The following is an 18,839-nucleotide window of genomic DNA, read 5'->3' as shown; positions in this document are numbered from 1 at the left end:
TATAATTGAACTTCCGTCCCAAATAAGGAACGGTTTTTTCGGCGGTGACTGAAGAGGATGATGACGTGAGCACAGACGCAGTTGAGGGTTCCACGGAGAAGTCACCTGCCCATTCACAAACCCTGTCCCGCGGTATCCGTGCCTTGGAAATCCTGGCCGCGGCCCCCGCACCGATGACCATCGCCGAGCTGTCCGCGGCGCTGGGCGTGCACCGCTCCGTCGCCTACCGCATCCTGCGCACGCTTGAGGATCACGCACTGCTCACACGGGACGACGCCGGCCGCGTCCAGGCCGGCCCCGGACTGGCAGCTCTGGCTCGCGGCGTTTCCCGTGACCTGCAAACCGCCGCCCTTCCGGAGCTGACGGAACTGGCCAATGAACTGTCCATGACGGCGTTCATCGCAGTGTGGGATCATCGCGATTCCGTCACGCTGCTGACAGTGGAGCCCCGACGCTCCGGCGCCACGTTGGCGCAGCGCCCCGGCACCCGTCATTCCTTCAGCTCAGGTGCGCCGGGCATCGCCATTCAGTCCGCCATCAGCGAGGATGCGTGGGCGCGCCTTGCGCCCGGGCTTCCGTACCGGCCGGAAGCGCGCGCCGCCCGCACGGCCGGGTATGCCACGAGCCATGATGAAGTCCTCCCAGGGGTCTCGGCGATCGCCGCGCCCATCCATATCCCCGGCGGCATGCCCGCTTCGATCTGCGTGGTCTTTCTAGGCGCCGAAAGCCAGCCGGCCACCATCGGTGCTCGATTGGCCTCCAGCGCACGGGCCATCGAAGCGCAACTGCAGTAGACGGGCCGGTTGAGGTCGCTGGCGGAGGTGTTTCGAGCGATCTACAAAGATGATCTGACATGACGCATTAAGATTCCTACGGCCGTGTAGCCCATTCCGGACTGCAGATCAGAATATCGTGCAGCCGTTGAATGCGCCCGGTACGTCCGCGATTGAAATTGTCAGGTTAACGATCAGAATCTACGGTCACGTGTGTCGACAGATGGCGAAGTGAACTTCACTCTCACGGTCGCGAGGGAATACCCAGCGTAAGTTCGGGGGGGCGCACCTGACGGAAACCCTACAGAGCACGGTCGACGTTCCCATCGCTAGCGTCCTCCCCACCCGTAACGTCTTGTCGCGAAATATGGGAAGCCTCCTACCACTGACATAGTTGTAGCATGACGACACCAGAGCTTCCGGGGGCAGGCTCACAGCAGACCTCGCCCCATCAATCAGAACAATCACCTATCGCGCAGCAAGGGCTTGGTTCTCCCACCCAGACACTCACGCCCCCGCCGACGGCTCCGCCAATTAGGGCGAAAAAACCGTTCAACATACTCGGACTAATTGCCCTCATCACAGCGGTCCTCGGGTTCATCTTCGCCTGTATACCTGGTGCATTAATTGTTGGATGGATCTTGCTGCCGATCGCATTCGTCTTGGCACTTGTTTCCCTTTTCCTTAAGGACAAGGCCAAGTGGATGGGCATCACAGCCCTGATCGCCTCGATCATCGGAACGATCGTCGGCGTTAGCGTTTTCTTTGCAGTTGTCGCGACTTCGTTCGACAATGCTTTCAGCAGCGGTGATACGACGGTCGCTGAACCGTCCAACGGCGCAGCTGCCAATGATGCAGCAGTGGAGAAAAAGCCTGACGTCAACGGCAGAACCCGCGAGAACCCATCCCCGATCGGATCAGTCATCGAGTCAGATGACTGGCGCGTCGTGATCAACTCGGTCACCTTCGCCGCTACAGATGCTGTTCTCGGGGCCAACGAATTCAATGACCCCCCGGCTGAGGGGTCAGAGTACATCCTGGTGGACTACTCGGCTACATACCTTGGTGATGACGCTGAGGGGCAAATGCCTGCCTTCGTGTCTATCGAGTACGTCACTGCAAGCGGCACCACTGTAAATGGATTCGATAATATCGCCACCGCGCCGAACCCCATCGATACCACGAGTACGCTCTACAAAGATGGCACCGCAACAGGCAACACGGTGTTTGCAGTACCGACATCCACAGCTGGCCAAGGCGTCCTCGCTGTCAGGCCAGGCATGCTCGCCGACAAGGTATTCGTCGCTGTTAAGTAACTTTCGTAGGATGACCACCAAGCAAAGCCCCCGGCAGTTGACCGGGGGCTTTGCTTCGTTAAGGGTGCAGTGGCAGGTTCCATGACGATGGGGGCAACAATCTCTCCCAATCGACAAATTCACTAAGAATCACCGAGCCAGTCAAGTTGCCCACCCCGGCAAAAGTCCTGAATTCACCACGGTGAATTTCTGATAGCGTCAGAGTTTCAGCCAGGACAAACAACGTCTGTGGCTGTACCTATCGGTTACATGAGTAAGTAGGCACTAGTTGCTAGAACCAACACAGCGCCCATATTCAAGGCTTTGGTCATCCTGGGCGGCGGAGAGTGGGTTTACGTGGAAAAATGGCAGGAATGTACTACGGACGGCTGCACAAACCGGGCGTCCTTCAATACCCGCACAAAACCAGCTTGGTGCACCCAGTGTCTGGAAGCTATCCTGCGGAAGATGGGCTTAGACGCGGCAGAACCGTTCCCGGGAAGGAACGCCCGCTGGCTGACTCGGTGCCAGTTGTGCAAAGCTGAATGCCACTACCTGCTGAACTACCTTTTGGATCTCCGGACACGGAATGACGAGCCGGCGTGCCGGAGATGTTTCTGGATTGACTGGTCCATGCACGCCGCCCTCATGTCCGGAACGAGCAGGACAGTGGACATCCAGGTGCAGGCTGAACACCTAGAGCAGAATAACTATGAGCCCGTCGAGCCGTTCTTCGTCCTACCCCGCAGCGGGTACCCCATCATCACCAGATGCCGTTTGTGCGGACGTCAAGAAGCCCATCGCATGGGCGACATCGGATGGGGTTGCACCTGCTCATCCAATCCGGGCTCCCGGGCGAAGAAATCAGCAGATACTACAAAGAAAAAGAATCTGTTTATTGACTCGACCTCCCCAGCGCTTGCGTGGTGGGATGCGGATGCGAATAATCCTCATGATCTGAAAACCGTGACCGTGCTGGCCAACCGGGTATGCGCTTGGGTATGCCCGAACTGCGGGCACCATTTCAACTCCAGCGTCCGTTCCATCACGCAATGGCTGAAGTGCCCCGAATGCAATGCGCGAAAGTCTGCGGAATATGCACTCAGATGGGTGGTCGAAAAGGTGACCGCCGTTGCGTCGGAGCCGGAACTCGTCGAGGCATGGGACGATGATGCCGACCCGCAACTGGTCATGGTGGGAGATCACAGGTCCAGAAGATTCAAATGCCCCGAGGGGCACCACCCACGGGTCGCTCCCAGCCGCTACTTGAAATCAGGTTGCCCCAGTTGCCGTTCCGCACGTACACGTACCAACGGGAACCGGCCGAGACTCGTCAAGGAACTGCCCGAGATCGCTGGTCAATGGCATCCGACCCTGAACGGTAAATGGACGCCGGATAACGTTGGACCGGACTCCACGCGGTTGGTGTGGTGGCAAGCTGCGTGCTGCGGTCATGAATGGCAGGAGGAGGTCCACCAGCGCAATAAGCGGCCTCGGTATCTGTGTCCGGAATGTAACACGATCTTGGACTCGCTGGCCTGGTTCGATCCCGGTATGGCCGCTGAGTGGAGCCCGGAGAATCCGACCACGGCATGGCAGGTACGCCCGACAGGGGACACGACCGGATTCGTGCCGTACTGGGTGTGTGCCGTGGATTCACGTCACCAGTGGCAAGCATCGTTGGCCTCGCGCTATGCCGGGTCTGATTGCCCCGAGTGCCGTCTGGTAGGAAAGTCGAAGGTCGAATTGGAACACTTTGACGCCGCACGAAAGCAGTTTGGTTCCGCCCGGTCCGGCCCGAAGCTCATTGACAGGGCCTTCACTCTGCGGGAACAGTGGACCGTCGACATCTTGGTCGAAACCCAGGGTGTGGAGGTGGCCATCGAGTACGACGGCTCCTACTGGCACTCCTCCGAGGCGAAACAGATGGTCGATCTGGCCAAAAGTCGTGACCTGCTGGCCGCCGGCTATCTGGTGGTGCGCTTGCGGGAGAATGACCTTCCGAGCCTAGATATCCTGGACCCCGGATACCTCGAGTTGCAGGTCTACTCGGTCGCACCCCGCCCCGAAACAATAATGGAGGCGATAGCCGAATGGGTATCCGTTACGCGCGCAGAGAACGAAAACAGCCTTTGACACCTGCTAAATCCCATGATGAATAGCGCACCGCTTCTCGGACAATGCCGTGAAACTTCTTTCCACTCGGAGAGGTGGACCACCCGAGTCAAAGGATCCATTGGCACGACCTGCTGACCGCGGCCGCTTGACAAGTTCGCGCTCCAGCAGCCCATAGATTGCAGAGAGCGCGATGTTGGAGTTTCGCAATTTGGACGCTTCTCCGGCTGATCGCCAGTCAATCTCCCAAATCACCAGATTCCTGCAACACTCACCGTAAAAAATGCCACAGTCCTATACGGGACAACTTCTCAAGCCCCAAGGAACCCCACTCCCTTCAACCACGCGAAAGGGGTCGCCTCGGTGTTTCCAGGAGTCGACACGTCTCAGTTGGCGTCTTCGCAATCCCCAGAATCCTTGGGTCCCACTCCTTTCGGGTCCGTTCCATCTGGTCACGCTGGCACCTGTCAGGAAGTCGACACTAGATTGAGAATTTCGCTGACCTGAGCCCGTGTGCCACGGACGATCGGTGCTTTTCACCGTAGATGGGTAGTTCAAGACTCTTCGCTTTAGAAGTCCCGGCCTTTGCAGGCAATGGCTGGCAAAACCCACCAACAGCGCCTCCGCCAAATATCCTTCCCTCTACCCCTTGACGTGACGGGGATAACACGACTATGGTAATCGTATACGATATCGTACTTGATATGAGGGCCGGAGAGATCGGCCCGCAACCGATCCCAGGAGAGTTTCGTGGAACAAGTCACCGCAGACACGCTCAAGCAGGCCGGCAAGGTCATCGCCGTCCACCTCGCCTACCAGTCGCGGGCCGACCAGCGCGGGCGCACCCCCGCCAAACCGTCCTACTTCCTGAAGGCGTCCTCATCATTGAGCCTCAGCGGTTCGCTCATCGAGCGCCCGGCAGGATGCGAACTACTCGCCTACGAGGGTGAAATCGCCCTCGTCATCGGCGCCGCGGCACGCCGTGTCAGCCTCGAAGACGCCTGGTCCCACGTCAGCCACATCACCGCCAGCAACGATCTTGGCGTTTACGACCTCAAATATGCCGACAAGGGCTCCAACGTACGTTCCAAGTCCGGTGACGGGTTCACCCCGTTCGGCCCGGCACTCATCCCTGCAGCAGACGTCAATCCGGCCGCCCTGCGCGTACGCACTTGGGTCAATGGCGAACCTGTCCAGGATGACACCACCGCAGGATTGATCTTCTCCTTTAGCCAGATCGTGGCGGACCTGTCCCAGCTCATGACGCTGGAGCCCGGCGATGTGATTCTCACCGGCACCCCCGCGGGATCCTCCGTTGCCGGCCCCGGCGACGTGATTGAGGTGGAGGTGGATGCCCCGGATGTCGGGCTTTCCACAGGACGCTTGAGCACCACCGTCACCCAGGGCACCGCCGAGATGGCAGACTTTGGCAACAGCCCCAAGACCACCGATGCCGATCGCGTGGACGCCTGGGGCTCCCATGAGGCAGCTGGCCTGGCACCGAAGGGTCTCAGCGCCGAGCTCAAGCGCAAGCTGACAAGCGTCGGCACCGCAACACTCAGCGCCCAACTGCGCAAGCGCGGGCTGAACAACGTCAGCATCGACGGGTTGAAGTCGACCCGCCCCGAAATGCGCATAGCCGGAACCGCCCGCACCTTGCGCTACGTACCCAACCGTGAGGACTTGTTCAAGTCACACGGCGGCGGCTACAACGCCCAGAAACGTATCATCAACAACTTGAACGACGGCGACGTGCTCGTCATGGAAGCCCGCGGCGAGCCCGGCACGGGCACCGTCGGGGACATCCTGGCCCTGCGTGCACAGATCAACGGAGCCGTGGCCATCGTGACCGACGGCGGCGTCCGCGACGTTGACGCCGTGGCAGCACTGGACATGCCCACGTTCTTCACCGGTGCACACCCCGCCGTTTTGGGCCGCAAGCACATCCCGTGGGACACCGACCTGACCATCTCCTGCGGCGGCGCCACCGTCCAGCCCGGCGACATCATTGTCGGTGACTCGGACGGCGTGCTGGTGATCCCGCCGTCGTTGGCGGAGGAAGTGGCGGACGACTCCATCGCCCAAGAACACGAGGAAACCTTCATCGCGCAAATGGTCGCCGAAGGCAACAGCGTGGAGGGCCTGTACCCAATGAATGCCGCCTGGCGGGCAAAATTCACCGAGTGGGCACTCACCCATCCCAACCCGGCCGTGTAGCCATGATCACCCAGTCAGCCGGCACCCCTGCCGGCAGCAAATCCGAGCAGGCCTACGCGGCCATCAAGGACAAGATCCTGGCGGGGAAATACACCCCCGGCTACCGACTGGTGCTCGCAAAGATCGCCAGCGATCTGGGATTCTCCGTGGTCCCGGTCCGCGAAGCCATCCGCCGCCTGGAAGCAGAAAGCTACATCACGTTTGAACGCAACATCGGTGCCACGGTGGCCGGGATAGACCCTACGGAATACCTGTACACCATGCAGACCCTGAGCATTGTGGAAGGCGCCGCCACGGCACTGTCCGCTCCCATGATCACGGAAACCGACATCGCCCGAGCCCGCGCAGTCAACACAAAAATGCGCGAATGCCTGGACGACTTCGACCCGGTTCTGTTCACGTCGCTGAACCTAGATTTCCACAGCATCCTGTTTGAGAACTGCCCCAACCCGCACATCCTGGACCTTGTCCACCGCGGTTGGAACCGGCTCCAGGCGTTGCGTTCCTCCACGTTCACCTACGTCCCCGGCCGTGCGCAGCAGTCGGTAGCCGAACATGAGGCACTGCTTGCCCTGATCGAAAGCGGTGCCGGGCCCGACGACGTCGAACACGCCGCCCGAGCCCACCGCACCGCCACTCTTGACGCCTACCTGGCGCGAACCTCCCACCCAACACAGCACTGAAGAAAAGGACCAACTCAATGGCTGATCACTACGTCCCGGAAAACCTCCCCACCCGCATCCAGCACTACATTGACGGAAAGTTCGTCGACTCCGTCAACGGTGCAACGTTTGACGTCCTGAACCCTGTCTCAAACACCAACTACGCCACCGCCGCCGCTGGCCAGAAGGAAGACATTGAGCTGGCCGTGGCCGCCGCAACCAGGGCCTTCAACGACGGACCGTGGCCGCGCATGAAGCCGCGCGAGCGCTCACGCATCCTGAACAAGATCGCCGACGCCGTCGAAGCCCAGGAAGCGCGCTTGGCCGAGCTGGAGAGCTTTGACTCCGGCCTGCCCATCACCCAGGCTCGTGGCCAGGCGATGCGCGCCGCGGAGAACTTCCGCTTCTTTGCCGACTTGATCGTGGCCCAGTTCGACGACGCCATGAAGGTCCCCGGCTCCCAAATCAACTATGTGAACCGCAAGCCCATAGGCGTCGCCGGGCTCATCACCCCCTGGAACACGCCGTTCATGCTCGAATCCTGGAAGCTGGCGCCTTCACTGGCTTCCGGTTGCACCGTGGTGCTCAAGCCGGCCGAGTTCACCCCGCTCTCCGCCTCACTGTGGGCCGGAATCTTCGAGGAAGCTGGCCTTCCCCAAGGCGTTTTCAACCTGGTCAACGGACTCGGTGAGGAAGCAGGAGACGCACTCGTCAAGCACCCCGACGTCCCGCTGATCTCCTTCACCGGCGAAACCACCACCGGCCAGACGATCTTCCGCAACGCCGCCACGAACTTGAAGGGCCTGTCCATGGAATTGGGCGGCAAGAGCCCTTGCGTGGTGTTTGCCGATGCCGACTTCGACGCCGCGATCGACTCCGCACTCTTCGGCGTCTTCTCCCTCAACGGCGAGCGCTGCACGGCTGGCTCACGCATCCTGGTTGAGCGCCCCATCTACGACGAATTCTGTGAAAAGTACGCGGCACGCGCCAAGAACATCGTGGTCGGGGACCCGCACGACCCCAAGACCGAGGTGGGCGCCCTGGTCCACCCCGAGCACTACAACAAGGTCATGTCCTTCGTTGACATTGGCAAGTCCGAGGGCCGCCTGCTGGCTGGCGGCGGTCGCCCCGAGGGACTGGACCATGGCAACTACGTGGCCCCCACCGTCTTCGCCGATGTAAAGCCCGAAGCGCGCATCTTCCAGGAGGAGATCTTCGGCCCGGTCGTCGCCATCACCCCCTTCGACACCGACGAAGAGGCCTTGGAGTTGGCCAATGGCGTCAAGTACGGTCTCGCCGCCTACATCTGGACGCAGAACCTGACCCGCGCCCACAACTTCGCCCAGAACGTCGAGGCTGGCATGGTGTGGTTGAACAGCCACAACGTGCGTGACCTGCGTACCCCGTTCGGTGGCGTCAAGGCGTCCGGCCTGGGCCACGAGGGCGGCTTCCGCTCGATCGACTTCTACACCGATCAGCAGGCCGTGCACATCACGCTCGGAGCCGTCCACACACCAAAATTCGGTGCATCCGCCAGCAACTAGGCATCCGCCACCAAGCATCTCCCACCAAGCACACCACTCAACGAGGAGTACATCATGACCAACTTTGTTCCCACCCCCACTGCGCCGGCACCGGATATTGTTCGCTGTGCCTACATGGAGATCGTTGTCACCGACCTGTCCAAGTCCCGTGAGTTCTACGTGGACGTGCTGGGTCTGCACGTGACTGAAGAAGACGAGAACACCATCTACCTGCGCTCCCTGGAGGAGTTCATCCACCACAACCTGGTGTTGCGCAAGGGCCCCATTGCCGCCGTCGCCGCCTTCGCCTACCGGGTGAAGTCCCCCGCCGAGGTGGACGCCGCAGAAACCTACTACAAGGAGATGGGCTGCCGCACGGAGCGCCGCAAGGAAGGCTTCACGAAGGGCATTGGCGACTCCGTCCGTGTCGAGGATCCGCTGGGCTTCCCCTACGAGTTCTTCTACGAGACCGAACACGTGGAGCGTCTCACACAGCGCTATGACCTCTACTCCGCCGGCGAGCTGGTCCGCCTGGACCACTTCAACCAGGTCACCCCCGATGTGCCCCGCGGCCGCAAGTACCTCGAAGACCTGGGCTTCCGCGTCTCCGAGGACATCAAGGACTCCGACGGCGTTACCTACGCCGCTTGGATGCACCGCAAGCAGACCGTCCACGACACGGCCCTGACCGGCGGCGACGGACCCCGCATGCACCACGTTGCCTTCGCCACGCATGAGAAGCACAACATCATCCAGATCTGCGACAAGATGGGCGCGCTGCGCATCTCCGACCGGATCGAACGCGGCCCCGGCCGCCACGGCGTCTCCAACGCGTTCTACCTGTACATCCTGGACCCGGACGACCACCGCGTGGAAATCTACACCCAGGACTACTACACCGGCGACCCGGACAACCCCACCATCACGTGGGACGTCCACGACAACCAGCGCCGCGACTGGTGGGGCAACGCCGTGGTCCCGTCCTGGTACACCGAAGCCTCCCTGGTCCTGGACCTCGACGGCAACCCGCAGCCGGTCATCAAGCGCACCGACACCTCCGAAATGGCCGTCACGGTCGGCGCCGACGGCTTCTCCTACACCCGCGAACCGGGCGAGGATCGCGGGTTCAAGTTGGGCACCCAGCTCTAGCAAACAAATACCTTCGCCGGTCAGGCGATGGCCCCCCGCCCGCTTCGCGGACGCCCGAAGCCGCTCCCGGGGGCCATCGCCTGACCCGGCTCTCGGCATTTGGCTCTAGGCTTTCGACTTTAGGAGATACACCATGCTCGATGACGCAACTATTGCCGGCATTGCCGACGAACTTGTGGAGGCCGGTAAAAGCCGGGTCCCGGTGCCCCGGCTGACGCAGCGCTACCCGGACATGACGGTGGAGGATTCCTACCGCGTCCAGCGGTTGTGGCGTGAACGCGGCGAGGCTGCCGGGCGGGTGCTGGGCGGACACAAGATCGGCCTGACGTCCAAGGCCATGCAGTACGCCACCGGCATCACCGAACCGGACTACGGGGTCATCTTCAAGGACATGATCCTGGAGAACGGCTCCACCGTGGAATGGTCACAGTATTCACACCCGCGCATCGAGGTGGAGCTGGCGTTCCTGCTCAAGGAGGACGTAGAAGGGCCCAACGCCACCATCTTTGACGTCCTGCGTGCCACCGAATACGTGGTGCCAGCCCTGGAGATCCTGGATTCCCGGATCGAGATGGAGGGCCGGACCATCGTGGACACCATCAGCGACAACGCCGCCATGGGCGCCATGGTGGTGGGCGGCATCCCGGTGCGGCCCGACGACGTGGACCTGCGCTGGGTGGCCGCCATCCTGTACAAGAACCAGGCTGTCGAGGAGACGGGCGTCGCGGCGGGCGTGCTAAACCACCCCGCCCAGGGTGTGTCGTGGCTGGCCAACAAGATCGCCCCGCACGGGGACGGACTCAAGGCCGGGGAGCTCATCCTCGCCGGTTCCTTCACGCGGCCCATGTGGGTCAATGCCGGGGACACCGTTTTTGCCGACTACGGAAAGCTGGGGACCATCACATGCCGCTTCGAGTGAGCCTCACACCGTCCTTCAAGGACGCCCTGGCAGCAGCTGGCCGGCCGCTGGCGGGCATGTGGGTGTGCTCCGGCAGCCCGCTCGTGGCGGAAATCTGCGCCGGCGCCGGGCTTGACTGGCTGTTGGTGGACGCCGAACACAGCCCCAACGGGCTAGAGGGCATCCTGGCCCAGCTGCAGGCGGTCAGCAGTTATCCGGTCACAGCCGTGGTGCGCCCACCCGTCAATGACACCGTGATCATCAAGCAATATCTGGACCTGGGCGCACAGTCCCTGTTGATCCCCATGGTCCACACGGCCGACGACGCGCAGGCTGCGGTCGCCGCCACCCGCTACCCGCCGCAAGGTGTGCGCGGGGTGGGATCGGCGCTGGCCCGTTCGGCACGGTGGAACCGCGTCCCGGACTATCTGGCCCAGGCAACGGACACCATCACCGTCATCGTCCAGATCGAGTCCACCCAGGCCGTGGAGAACATCGAGTCGATCATGGCCGTGGACGGGATCGACGCCGTGTTCATCGGTCCGTCCGACCTCGCAGCTTCGATGGGGGTGCTGGGACAGCAGGAACACCCCGACGTGGTGGCCGCCGTCGAGCACTGCATCACACTGGCCAAGGCAGCTGGCAAGCCGGTTGGCGTGAACGCCTTTGCCGAAGCCACCGCGCGCCGTTATTTGGACGCCGGGGTGGATTTCATCCTCACCGGCGCCGACGTCGCACTGCTCGCCCGCGGCAGCGAAGCCCTCGCTGGCAAATACGTCCCCGCCGCCGACGCCGGTCCCACCAGCAGTTATTAATCCCCACGCCCTCTCCCCGCTCGCAAGCTCGCGGCGGGTCCCTCGGGCGCGTGGGCCCAAAAGGAGTTTTTCATGAAAACAGCAAATGAACGCGAAGCGGAACTGCTCGCCTCCGTCCCCACCGGGTTGCTCATCAACGGCGAATGGCGCAACGCCGCCAGTGGGAAGACGCTTGACGTCCACGATCCCGCCACCGGCACGGTCCTGGCGTCCATAGCGGACGCCAGCGGCGAGGATGCGATGGCCGCCCTTGACGCCGCCTGCGCCGCCCAGGCCTCCTGGGCCCGGACCGCGCCGCGTGTGCGGGGCGAGATCCTGCGCAAGGCCTTTGAACTGATCACAGAGCGCGCCGAGGACTTTGCACTGCTGATGACCTTGGAAATGGGCAAGCCGCTGGCCGAAGCCCGCGGGGAAGTCGCCTACGGCGCAGAGTTCCTGCGCTGGAACTCCGAGGAGGCGGTGCGCGACTACGGCCGCTTCGTCACCACGCCCGAGGGCAAGAACAAGATCCTCGTGGCGAAGAAGCCAGTGGGCCCATGCCTGCTGATCACACCGTGGAACTTCCCCCTGGCCATGGCCACCCGCAAGGTGGGCCCGGCACTGGCCGCAGGCTGCACCATGGTACTCAAGCCGGCCAAGCTGACGCCGCTGACGTCCCAGCTTTTTGCCGCCGTGATGCAGGAGGCAGGCCTGCCCGCCGGCGTGCTGAACGTCGTCGCAGGTTCCAGCGCCTCCTCCATCTCCGGGCCGCTACTGGCAGACCCACGCCTGCGCAAACTCTCCTTCACCGGGTCCACCAGCGTGGGCAAGCAGCTCATGGCCGCAGCCACCGAGAACGTGCTGCGCACATCCATGGAGTTGGGCGGCAACGCCCCGTTCCTGGTGTTCGAGGACGCCGATCTGGATGCCGCCGTCGAGGGTGCCCTGGCAGCGAAGATGCGCAACATGGGTGAAGCCTGCACGGCCGCCAACCGCTTCCTGGTCCACGAATCAGTGGCCACCGAATTCACCGCCAAGCTCGCCGCCCGCATCGGAGCGCTGACGGTGGGACGCGGCACCGAGGCCGGGACCGACGTCGGACCCCTCGTTGAGGAAAAGGCTCGCGCCAACATCCACGCACTGGTCACCGCCGCCGTTGCCGAAGGTGCCACCGTCCTGGCCGGGGGGAACCCAGTTGAGGGCGACGGCTACTTCTACCAGCCGACAGTGCTGGGCAACGTCGCCAACGACGCCGCGATCCTGCAGCAGGAGATCTTTGGCCCGGTGGCACCTGTCACCACGTTCACCGATGAGGACGACGCCATCCAGCTCGCCAACTCCACCCAATACGGTTTGGCGTCCTACCTGTACACGAAGGACTTCTCCCGTCTGCTGCGCGTCAGCGAACAGCTGGAATTCGGCATGGTGGGCTTCAACTCCGGCATGATCTCCAACGCGGCCGCACCCTTTGGCGGTGTCAAGCAGTCCGGACTGGGCCGCGAGGGCGGCACAGAGGGCATCGCGGAATACACCACCACGCAATACATCGGGATCGCAGACCCCTACGCGTAAGCCGGCCCCCGGTTCAAAAACAGTGATGTAAGAGTCTTTTAAAGCAGGCCCCCGGCATGTATGCCGGGGGCCTGCTTGCGGTAGCGTGGAAGAACAAGCGGCCCGGTGAATCCGGGCCCGGAAGGAGCAAAAGTGTCCATCGTTGTCATTAACGCCCTCAAGGTTCCCGTCGAGGCAGGATCCGAACTGGAAACGCGCTTCGCGGCGCGCAAGCACTCGGTGGACGGCTCCCCGGGCTTCGAGGGTTTCAAGCTGCTGCGTCCCGTCGCCGGGGAGGAGCGCTACTTCGTCTACACGCAGTGGGCCACCCGCGAAGACTTCGAGAACTGGCGCGCCAAACGGGCCGGTCACGACCACGCCGCCCAAGCACCCGTTGCCAGCGGCATGGACCTGCTCGAATTTGAGGTTGTGGACCTGGGCTGAGCCGGTCACGTCCCCATCAAAAAGGGGAGGTCCCGCAGTGATCTCACTGCGGGACCTCCCCTTTGCTGTCTCTTGTCCTAGCTAGACACTGCCCTGCTCGACGCGCTCACCCGAGTGGATCTGTGCAAAGAACTTGCCCAGCTCGTCGGTGGCCGTCAGCGGCAGGATGTTGGCCACGTACTGGTCCGGACGCACGACGACGACGGCACCGGTGCGCTCGATCCCGCGTACATCAAAGATGTCGTTGCCGGGGATGATCCCGTAGGCCTTCTCGTAGTCGGTCAGCTTGAACGGACCCACGAGCGGCTTAAACGCGGCGGGAACAGCATTGATGTCGAGGTCTTCGTGCTTGTGCTGGTAGATGACCTTCACATCGAACCAGGCATCGACGTCGAGCCCCGCCGGTGTTGCTGCAAGGGGTGAATCCGGCGCGGTGGAGAGCCATTCTGCGAGGGCGTCGGTCGGTGAGCCGGTTCCGGGCAGGGCCGGATCGGCAAAGACGTAGATCCGCCAACGGCCGTCCGCCGTGGCATGGTGGCCAAGGTGGATCGGGTTCGCGTCACAGATCCGTGAGGCCAATGCGGATTTGAAGCGCTTACCCACCGGGAAACCGGCGGCCAGTTCCTGGTGTGCGGCTTCGCCGGTAATCAGCGACGGCGCATATTCGGTCATGAACCCTGCCGGGAATTCGGCAGTGCGCACGTAGTAGTCCTCCAACTCCTCCGGGTTCTCAAACTCCTCAGGCTTCTTGGCCATCAGCGTTGACCATTCCTTGTCGAAGTCGATGAGGTTCTTGGCCACCACCTGGCGCTCAGCCGAGTACGTGGACAGCAGGGTCTCAGGGCTGCGTCCTTCGAGGACGTGGGCAAGTTTCCAGCCGAGGTTGAAGCCGTCCTGCATGGAGACGTTCATGCCCTGGCCGGCTTTGGCACTGTGGGTGTGGCAGCCGTCTCCGGTGATGAAGACACGTGGGGTGCGCGTCCCGAGGTCTTCGAGGCGGACGTCGTCAAAGCGGTCTGTTAGGCGGTGTCCCACCTCGTACACGCTGTTCCACGCAACATGGCGCACGTCCAGTGTGTACGGGTGGAGGATTTCATTCGCCTTGCCGATGATCTCATCCATGCTGGTATTGCGGACTGCACCGTTGTCATCCTCTGGAACAACCCCGAGGTCCACGTACATGCGGAACAGGTAGCCTCCTTCGCGCGGGATCAGCAGGATGCTACCGCCGGTGTGAGACTGGATGGCGCACTTGGTCCGGATATCAGGGAAGTCCGTGGTGGCGAGGATGTCCATGACGCCCCATGCGTGGTTGGACTTGTCCCCCGCCATGGTGGCGCCGATCGACGCGCGGACCTTGCTGCGTGCCCCGTCGCAGCCGACGACGTACTTGGCATGCACCACTCGAACGGCGCCTTCGTTCGGGCCGGCACTGCGGAAAAGTGTGACTTTGACGGGGTACTCGCCCTCATCGGCGACCTCAAGCGTTTGGAAGTCCCAGCCGTAGTCGGGCGTCAGGCGGGTGGGTGAGTTTTCCGCAACTTCGGCAAAGTAGTCAAGCACGCGGGCCTGGTTCACGATCAGGTGCGGGAATTCGCTGATCCCGGTTGCATCGTCGACGGCACGGCCGCCTCGCACAATGCGCGTGGCATCCTTCGTGTCGGGCCGCCAGAACGCCATCTCAGTGATGTGGTATGCCTCGGCGATGATCCTCTCGGCGAAGCCGAAGGCCTGGAAGGTTTCCACACTGCGGGCTTGGATGCCATCTGCCTGGCCAATTTCCAGCCGGCCTCCCCGGCGCTCCACGATCCGCGTGGTGATGTCGGGGAATTGGGACAGCTGGGCTGCGGTGAGCATCCCAGCCGGACCGGAGCCGACGATCAGAACGTCAACTTCCTCGGGCAGCTCTTCAGGACGGTCGATGCCGGTCCCTGCTGCCTCGTGAATGCGTGGGTCACCGGAAACGTATCCGTGGTGGTGGAATTGCACAGGGTTCTCCTCGTTGCACGGGGGCGGCTCATTCACCACCAACCTCAAAGTGTTCGCTATTTGAACACTGCGTTCTAATAGCGCACACTAAGCATAATTGTGTGTGGCAGATCACGCAACCCCACCTCTTGAATGTGCCACTGTGGCGCGCTCCCGGCAACCTCCCAGCATCGGGTTGGAAAATCCAAGAATGTCCAAGAATCTCTCGCTGCCTGGGAATATGGCCGCCGTCACTAACACGCGAACCCGCAGCCTCGTCTCCAAGGTGCCGGAAGTGACGGCCTTATTTTGGGTGATCAAGGTGTTGACCACCGGAATGGGTGAAACCACCAGCGACTATCTGGCCCACACCATTGACCCGGTGGTTGCCGTGGGCATTGGAGCAGTGTGCTTCGCCGCGGCCCTGGTGCTGCAATTCTCCGCCAAGCGGTACATTGCCTGGGTGTATTGGCTTGCCGTGGCCATGGTCAGCATCTTCGGAACCATGGTGGCCGACGTGCTGCACGTGGGGCTCGGCGTGCCCTATCTGGTCTCTACCATCTTTTACGGCGCGGTTCTGAGTGCCGTCTTCATTCTGTGGCACCGCACGGAAAAGACGCTCTCCATCCACAGCATCCACACCCGTCGGCGCGAGATATTCTACTGGGCGGCCGTGCTGGCGACCTTTGCCCTGGGGACTGCTGCGGGCGACCTCACCGCCGTTTCGCTGCGTTTGGGATACCTGGGTTCGGGCATGCTGTTTGCCGTCGTCATGGCCATCCCGGCGTTGATGCACATCAAGTTCGGCCTTGGCGCCATCCCCGCATTTTGGGCTGCCTACATTGTGACCCGCCCGCTCGGGGCATCCTTTGCCGACTGGATGGGTGTCTCCCATGAGCGCGGCGGCCTTGGCTGGGGAACAGCTTGGGTAAGCATCGGCTGGGCCGCGGCGATCATCGTCCTCGTGGGGGTTCTGGCCACCAGTCAGCACCGTGCCAAGGAGTCAGCCACCGCCGCCTAAGTCTCACCATCCGGTCAGGAATGAGGGCTGGGGTGCTACAACAGGGCCGCGAATCCCGCCGCAGCCTCCAGAAGCCGCGGCACGCCCTGCTCCAGCAAGGCACCCAGCCCAGGATCGCCGTCGCCTTTTTCCCCCTGCTTCCAGCGGGAGTAAATGGCCTCGGTGAAGATTGCCGCCTTCCACAACGCCAGCCCCTGATACCAGGGCAGTGCGGACAGATCCAGCCCGAATGACTCGTTGTACCGCCGCGCCAGTTCCTCCCGCGTGAGGTAGCCCGGAAGCGCCGTCACGCCGGTCAGCTCCATGATGGTGCCGGGCGTTCCCGCTTGGGCGTAGGTGGCCGTGAGGTAGCCCAGGTCCGCGAGCGGGTCGCCCAGCGTGGCCATTTCCCAATCCAGCACCGCCTGCACCTGCGCCGGGCCCTCGCGATGGAACATCAGGTTGCCCAGCCGGTAATCACCGTGGATCAATGCCGCCTGCTGGGTGTCCGGCCGGTTCGCCTCCAGCCACCGCGCCAGTTCCAGCACCTGCGGCAGGTCCCTGGTGGCGCCCATGTCCCACAGGCCGGCAAAGCGCGCTACTTGCCGCTGCAGGTACCCCTCTGCGTGCCCGATCACCGCAATATCGCTGTGGCCGGGGTCCACCTGATGCAGCCGCACCAGCATGTCCACCACGGCTTCGCTGGTCGCGCGACGCTGCCCGGGAGTGTCCAGGTGTGCGGGAACAGTGTCCGTGATGACGTCTCCATCCAGAAACGTCATGACATAAAACGGCACGCCCAGCACCTTGGTGTCGGCGCACACAGCCAGGATCTTCGGCACCGGGATGCCCAGCGGCGACAGCACCTGCTGGATGTGGGCCTCGCGCACCATGTCATGGGTGGATTTGGGCAGCGGCGGTCGCGGACCGCGGCGAAGCACGACGTCGGCCCCGCTCCTTTCGATCCGAAAGGTCACGTTGGAGGCTCCCTCGCCAATGCGGTTCCAGCGCAGCGGACCGGTCCCGATGCCCGCGGCGTCCAGGAATTCCTCCACGCGCTCCACCACCAGCAGCGGCGGCGTGTCCATTCGTTCCGCCTCGGCCTGCGTCATGGCCACATCCTGCATTCTGCCCATCAGGTTTCTCCTTCGTGGATGCGGGCCGTGCCCAGGAACGGTTCACCGGAGTCCACGGCGCGGCGGCGCCCCGATGCGGCCCGGCGCGCAATGGCCCATTTGTGGGTTTCGGTGGAGCCGTCGTAGATCCGGAAGGGGCGCACCTCGTTTAGGTATTGGATCAGTGGCAGTCCGTCGGAGACGCCGTCCCCGCCGCACAGCTGCACGGCCCTGTCGATCACCCGATACACGGCCTCGGAGCAGTGCACCTTGGCCACGGAGGACAGCGCGGCCCCGGCCTTCGGGTCAACGGCCAGCAGCGCAGCACACTTGGCGATGACGGCGTCTGAAGTTTCCACGTCAATGACTGACTGGGCGATCATCTCCTGCGCGATGCCCAGCTGCGAGAGGTGCGCACCAAACATCTCCCGGGTGTTGGCGCGATCCAGCATAATATCCATGGAGCGCCGGGCCAGCCCCAGCCAGCGCATGCAGTGGGTCAGCCGGGCCGGACCCAGCCGCACTTGCGCGTATTTGAAGGCCAGCCCCACTTCTCCCAGCACGGCGGAATCCGGAACGTGAACGTCCTCGAAGTGCACATGCGGGTGCCCGCCTGGGAGGTACTTGTCCATGGTGTGAATGGGTGCGCCGATCCTCACACCCGGGGTGTTCAGCGGCACGAGGAACATGGTGGCGGCGTCCGCTCTGCCCGGACCGGACGGTCCGGTGCGGGCCATGACAATGGCAAAGCTGGCAAGCGTGGCACCGCTGGTGAACCGCTTGTGCCCAGTGATGCGCCAGCCCGTGCCGTCACGTACGGCCGTGGTGGCCAGCGCTGACGGGTCAGAGCCCGCCCCGGGGTGCGGCTCCGACATGGCAAAGCAAGAGCTGATGTCCCCAGCGGCGAGCGGGGCCAGGAAGTGCTGCTTTTGGTCCGACGTGCCTATCAGGTTCAGCATGTGCATGTTGCCTTCATCCGGTGCCATGGCGTTAAGTACCGCCGGGCCGATCGGGGAATAGCCGGCCTCCTGAAACACCGGCGACCAGTGTTCAACCGCCAGCCCCTGCCCACCAAATTCCACCGGAACGTGCGGGGCAAACACGCCCGCCTCCCGTGCCGCAACCGCCAGCTCGCGCCGGACGTCCATGTTCAGGGCTTGGCCGGGCCGCGGTTCTGCAGGGATCACTGTGCTCCGGATGAAGTCCCGAGTGCGGTGGCGGAGGTCCTCCACTGCGGCCGGGAACAGGCCGTCCGGGGTGCTGGCGGGTGGTTGACCCTCTGCGGGAAGTGGGGTGGTGGTCACGTGCTTCTCCTTGCTCTAAAGTGAAGGTTTC

Annotated in this window: 15 protein-coding genes; 12 read left to right on the top strand and 3 right to left on the bottom strand. The window is 62.9% G+C overall.

What is annotated here, in order from left to right; translation table 11 throughout:
• Nucleotides 1-65 precede the first annotated feature (65 nt).
• The 11 genes from JMA46_RS07375 to JMA46_RS07325 all read left to right on the top strand — a co-directional run bounded on the left by JMA46_RS07375 (nt 66) and on the right by JMA46_RS07325 (nt 13,421).
• Complete coding sequence (locus JMA46_RS07375) at nt 66-794, top strand: helix-turn-helix domain-containing protein (protein ID WP_207344692.1); 729 nt, start codon at nt 66-68, stop codon at nt 792-794.
• A 380-nt stretch (nt 795-1,174) separates the two neighbouring features.
• Nucleotides 1,175-2,089: a DUF308 domain-containing protein gene (locus JMA46_RS07370; RefSeq protein ID WP_210768628.1), complete on the top strand. Its 915-nt coding sequence runs from the start codon at nt 1,175-1,177 to the stop codon at nt 2,087-2,089.
• 648 nt (nt 2,090-2,737) lie between these two features.
• On the top strand, nt 2,738-4,204 hold the full coding sequence (locus JMA46_RS07365) for a zinc-ribbon domain-containing protein (protein WP_207344691.1): 1,467 nt from the start codon (nt 2,738-2,740) through the stop codon (nt 4,202-4,204).
• 729 nt (nt 4,205-4,933) lie between these two features.
• On the top strand, nt 4,934-6,400 hold the full coding sequence (locus tag JMA46_RS07360) for a fumarylacetoacetate hydrolase family protein (RefSeq protein ID WP_207344690.1): 1,467 nt from the start codon (nt 4,934-4,936) through the stop codon (nt 6,398-6,400).
• 2 nt (nt 6,401-6,402) lie between these two features.
• On the top strand, nt 6,403-7,083 hold the full coding sequence (locus JMA46_RS07355; protein ID WP_207344689.1) for a GntR family transcriptional regulator: 681 nt from the start codon (nt 6,403-6,405) through the stop codon (nt 7,081-7,083).
• Nucleotides 7,084-7,100: 17 nt separating this feature from the next.
• A complete protein-coding gene (hpaE, locus tag JMA46_RS07350; RefSeq protein ID WP_207344688.1) occupies nt 7,101-8,606 on the top strand; it encodes a 5-carboxymethyl-2-hydroxymuconate semialdehyde dehydrogenase in 1,506 nt (501 codons plus the stop codon).
• Between the two features lie 54 nt (nt 8,607-8,660).
• Nucleotides 8,661-9,734 carry a 3,4-dihydroxyphenylacetate 2,3-dioxygenase gene (hpaD, locus tag JMA46_RS07345; protein ID WP_207344687.1) on the top strand — a complete coding sequence of 358 codons (1,074 nt, stop codon included), beginning with the start codon at nt 8,661-8,663 and terminating at the stop codon, nt 9,732-9,734.
• Between the two features lie 133 nt (nt 9,735-9,867).
• A complete protein-coding gene (hpaH, locus tag JMA46_RS07340; protein WP_207344686.1) occupies nt 9,868-10,653 on the top strand; it encodes a 2-oxo-hept-4-ene-1,7-dioate hydratase in 786 nt (261 codons plus the stop codon).
• Nucleotides 10,638-11,447: an HpcH/HpaI aldolase/citrate lyase family protein gene (locus JMA46_RS07335; RefSeq protein ID WP_207344685.1), complete on the top strand. Its 810-nt coding sequence runs from the start codon at nt 10,638-10,640 to the stop codon at nt 11,445-11,447. The genes hpaH and JMA46_RS07335 overlap by 16 nt, the downstream gene beginning before the upstream one ends.
• Nucleotides 11,448-11,519: 72 nt before the next feature.
• Entirely contained in the window at nt 11,520-12,998 is a 1,479-nt protein-coding gene (locus JMA46_RS07330) for an NAD-dependent succinate-semialdehyde dehydrogenase (RefSeq protein WP_207344684.1), read from the top strand.
• Nucleotides 12,999-13,130: 132 nt separating this feature from the next.
• Nucleotides 13,131-13,421, top strand: coding sequence for an antibiotic biosynthesis monooxygenase (locus JMA46_RS07325; RefSeq protein ID WP_207344683.1), 291 nt, complete (start codon nt 13,131-13,133; stop codon nt 13,419-13,421).
• Nucleotides 13,422-13,502: 81 nt separating this feature from the next.
• Here JMA46_RS07325 and JMA46_RS07320 read toward each other — a convergent pair whose 3' ends face one another.
• Complete coding sequence (locus JMA46_RS07320; protein WP_207344723.1) at nt 13,503-15,410, bottom strand: FAD-dependent monooxygenase; 1,908 nt, start codon at nt 15,408-15,410, stop codon at nt 13,503-13,505.
• A gap of 190 nt (nt 15,411-15,600) precedes the next feature.
• On the opposite strand from JMA46_RS07320, the gene JMA46_RS07315 reads away from it, so the two are divergent.
• The gene (locus tag JMA46_RS07315) at nt 15,601-16,410 is read left to right on the top strand and encodes a hypothetical protein (RefSeq protein WP_247647134.1); all 810 of its coding nucleotides are present in this window, start codon (nt 15,601-15,603) and stop codon (nt 16,408-16,410) included.
• A 35-nt stretch (nt 16,411-16,445) separates the two neighbouring features.
• On the opposite strand, the gene JMA46_RS07310 is transcribed toward JMA46_RS07315, so the two are convergent.
• On the bottom strand, nt 16,446-17,525 hold the full coding sequence (locus JMA46_RS07310) for a phosphotransferase family protein (RefSeq protein WP_207344682.1): 1,080 nt from the start codon (nt 17,523-17,525) through the stop codon (nt 16,446-16,448).
• The gene (locus tag JMA46_RS07305; protein ID WP_348770086.1) at nt 17,525-18,808 is read right to left on the bottom strand and encodes an acyl-CoA dehydrogenase family protein; all 1,284 of its coding nucleotides are present in this window, start codon (nt 18,806-18,808) and stop codon (nt 17,525-17,527) included. Before JMA46_RS07305 ends, JMA46_RS07310 begins: the two co-directional genes overlap by 1 nt.
• Nucleotides 18,809-18,839 lie beyond the last annotated feature (31 nt).

Source organism: Arthrobacter sp. E3 (genome assembly GCF_017353415.1).
GTDB lineage: Bacteria > Actinomycetota > Actinomycetes > Actinomycetales > Micrococcaceae > Specibacter.
The sequence above is the reverse complement of the archived record's forward strand: the minus strand, read 5'-3'. Positions and strand labels throughout refer to the sequence as shown.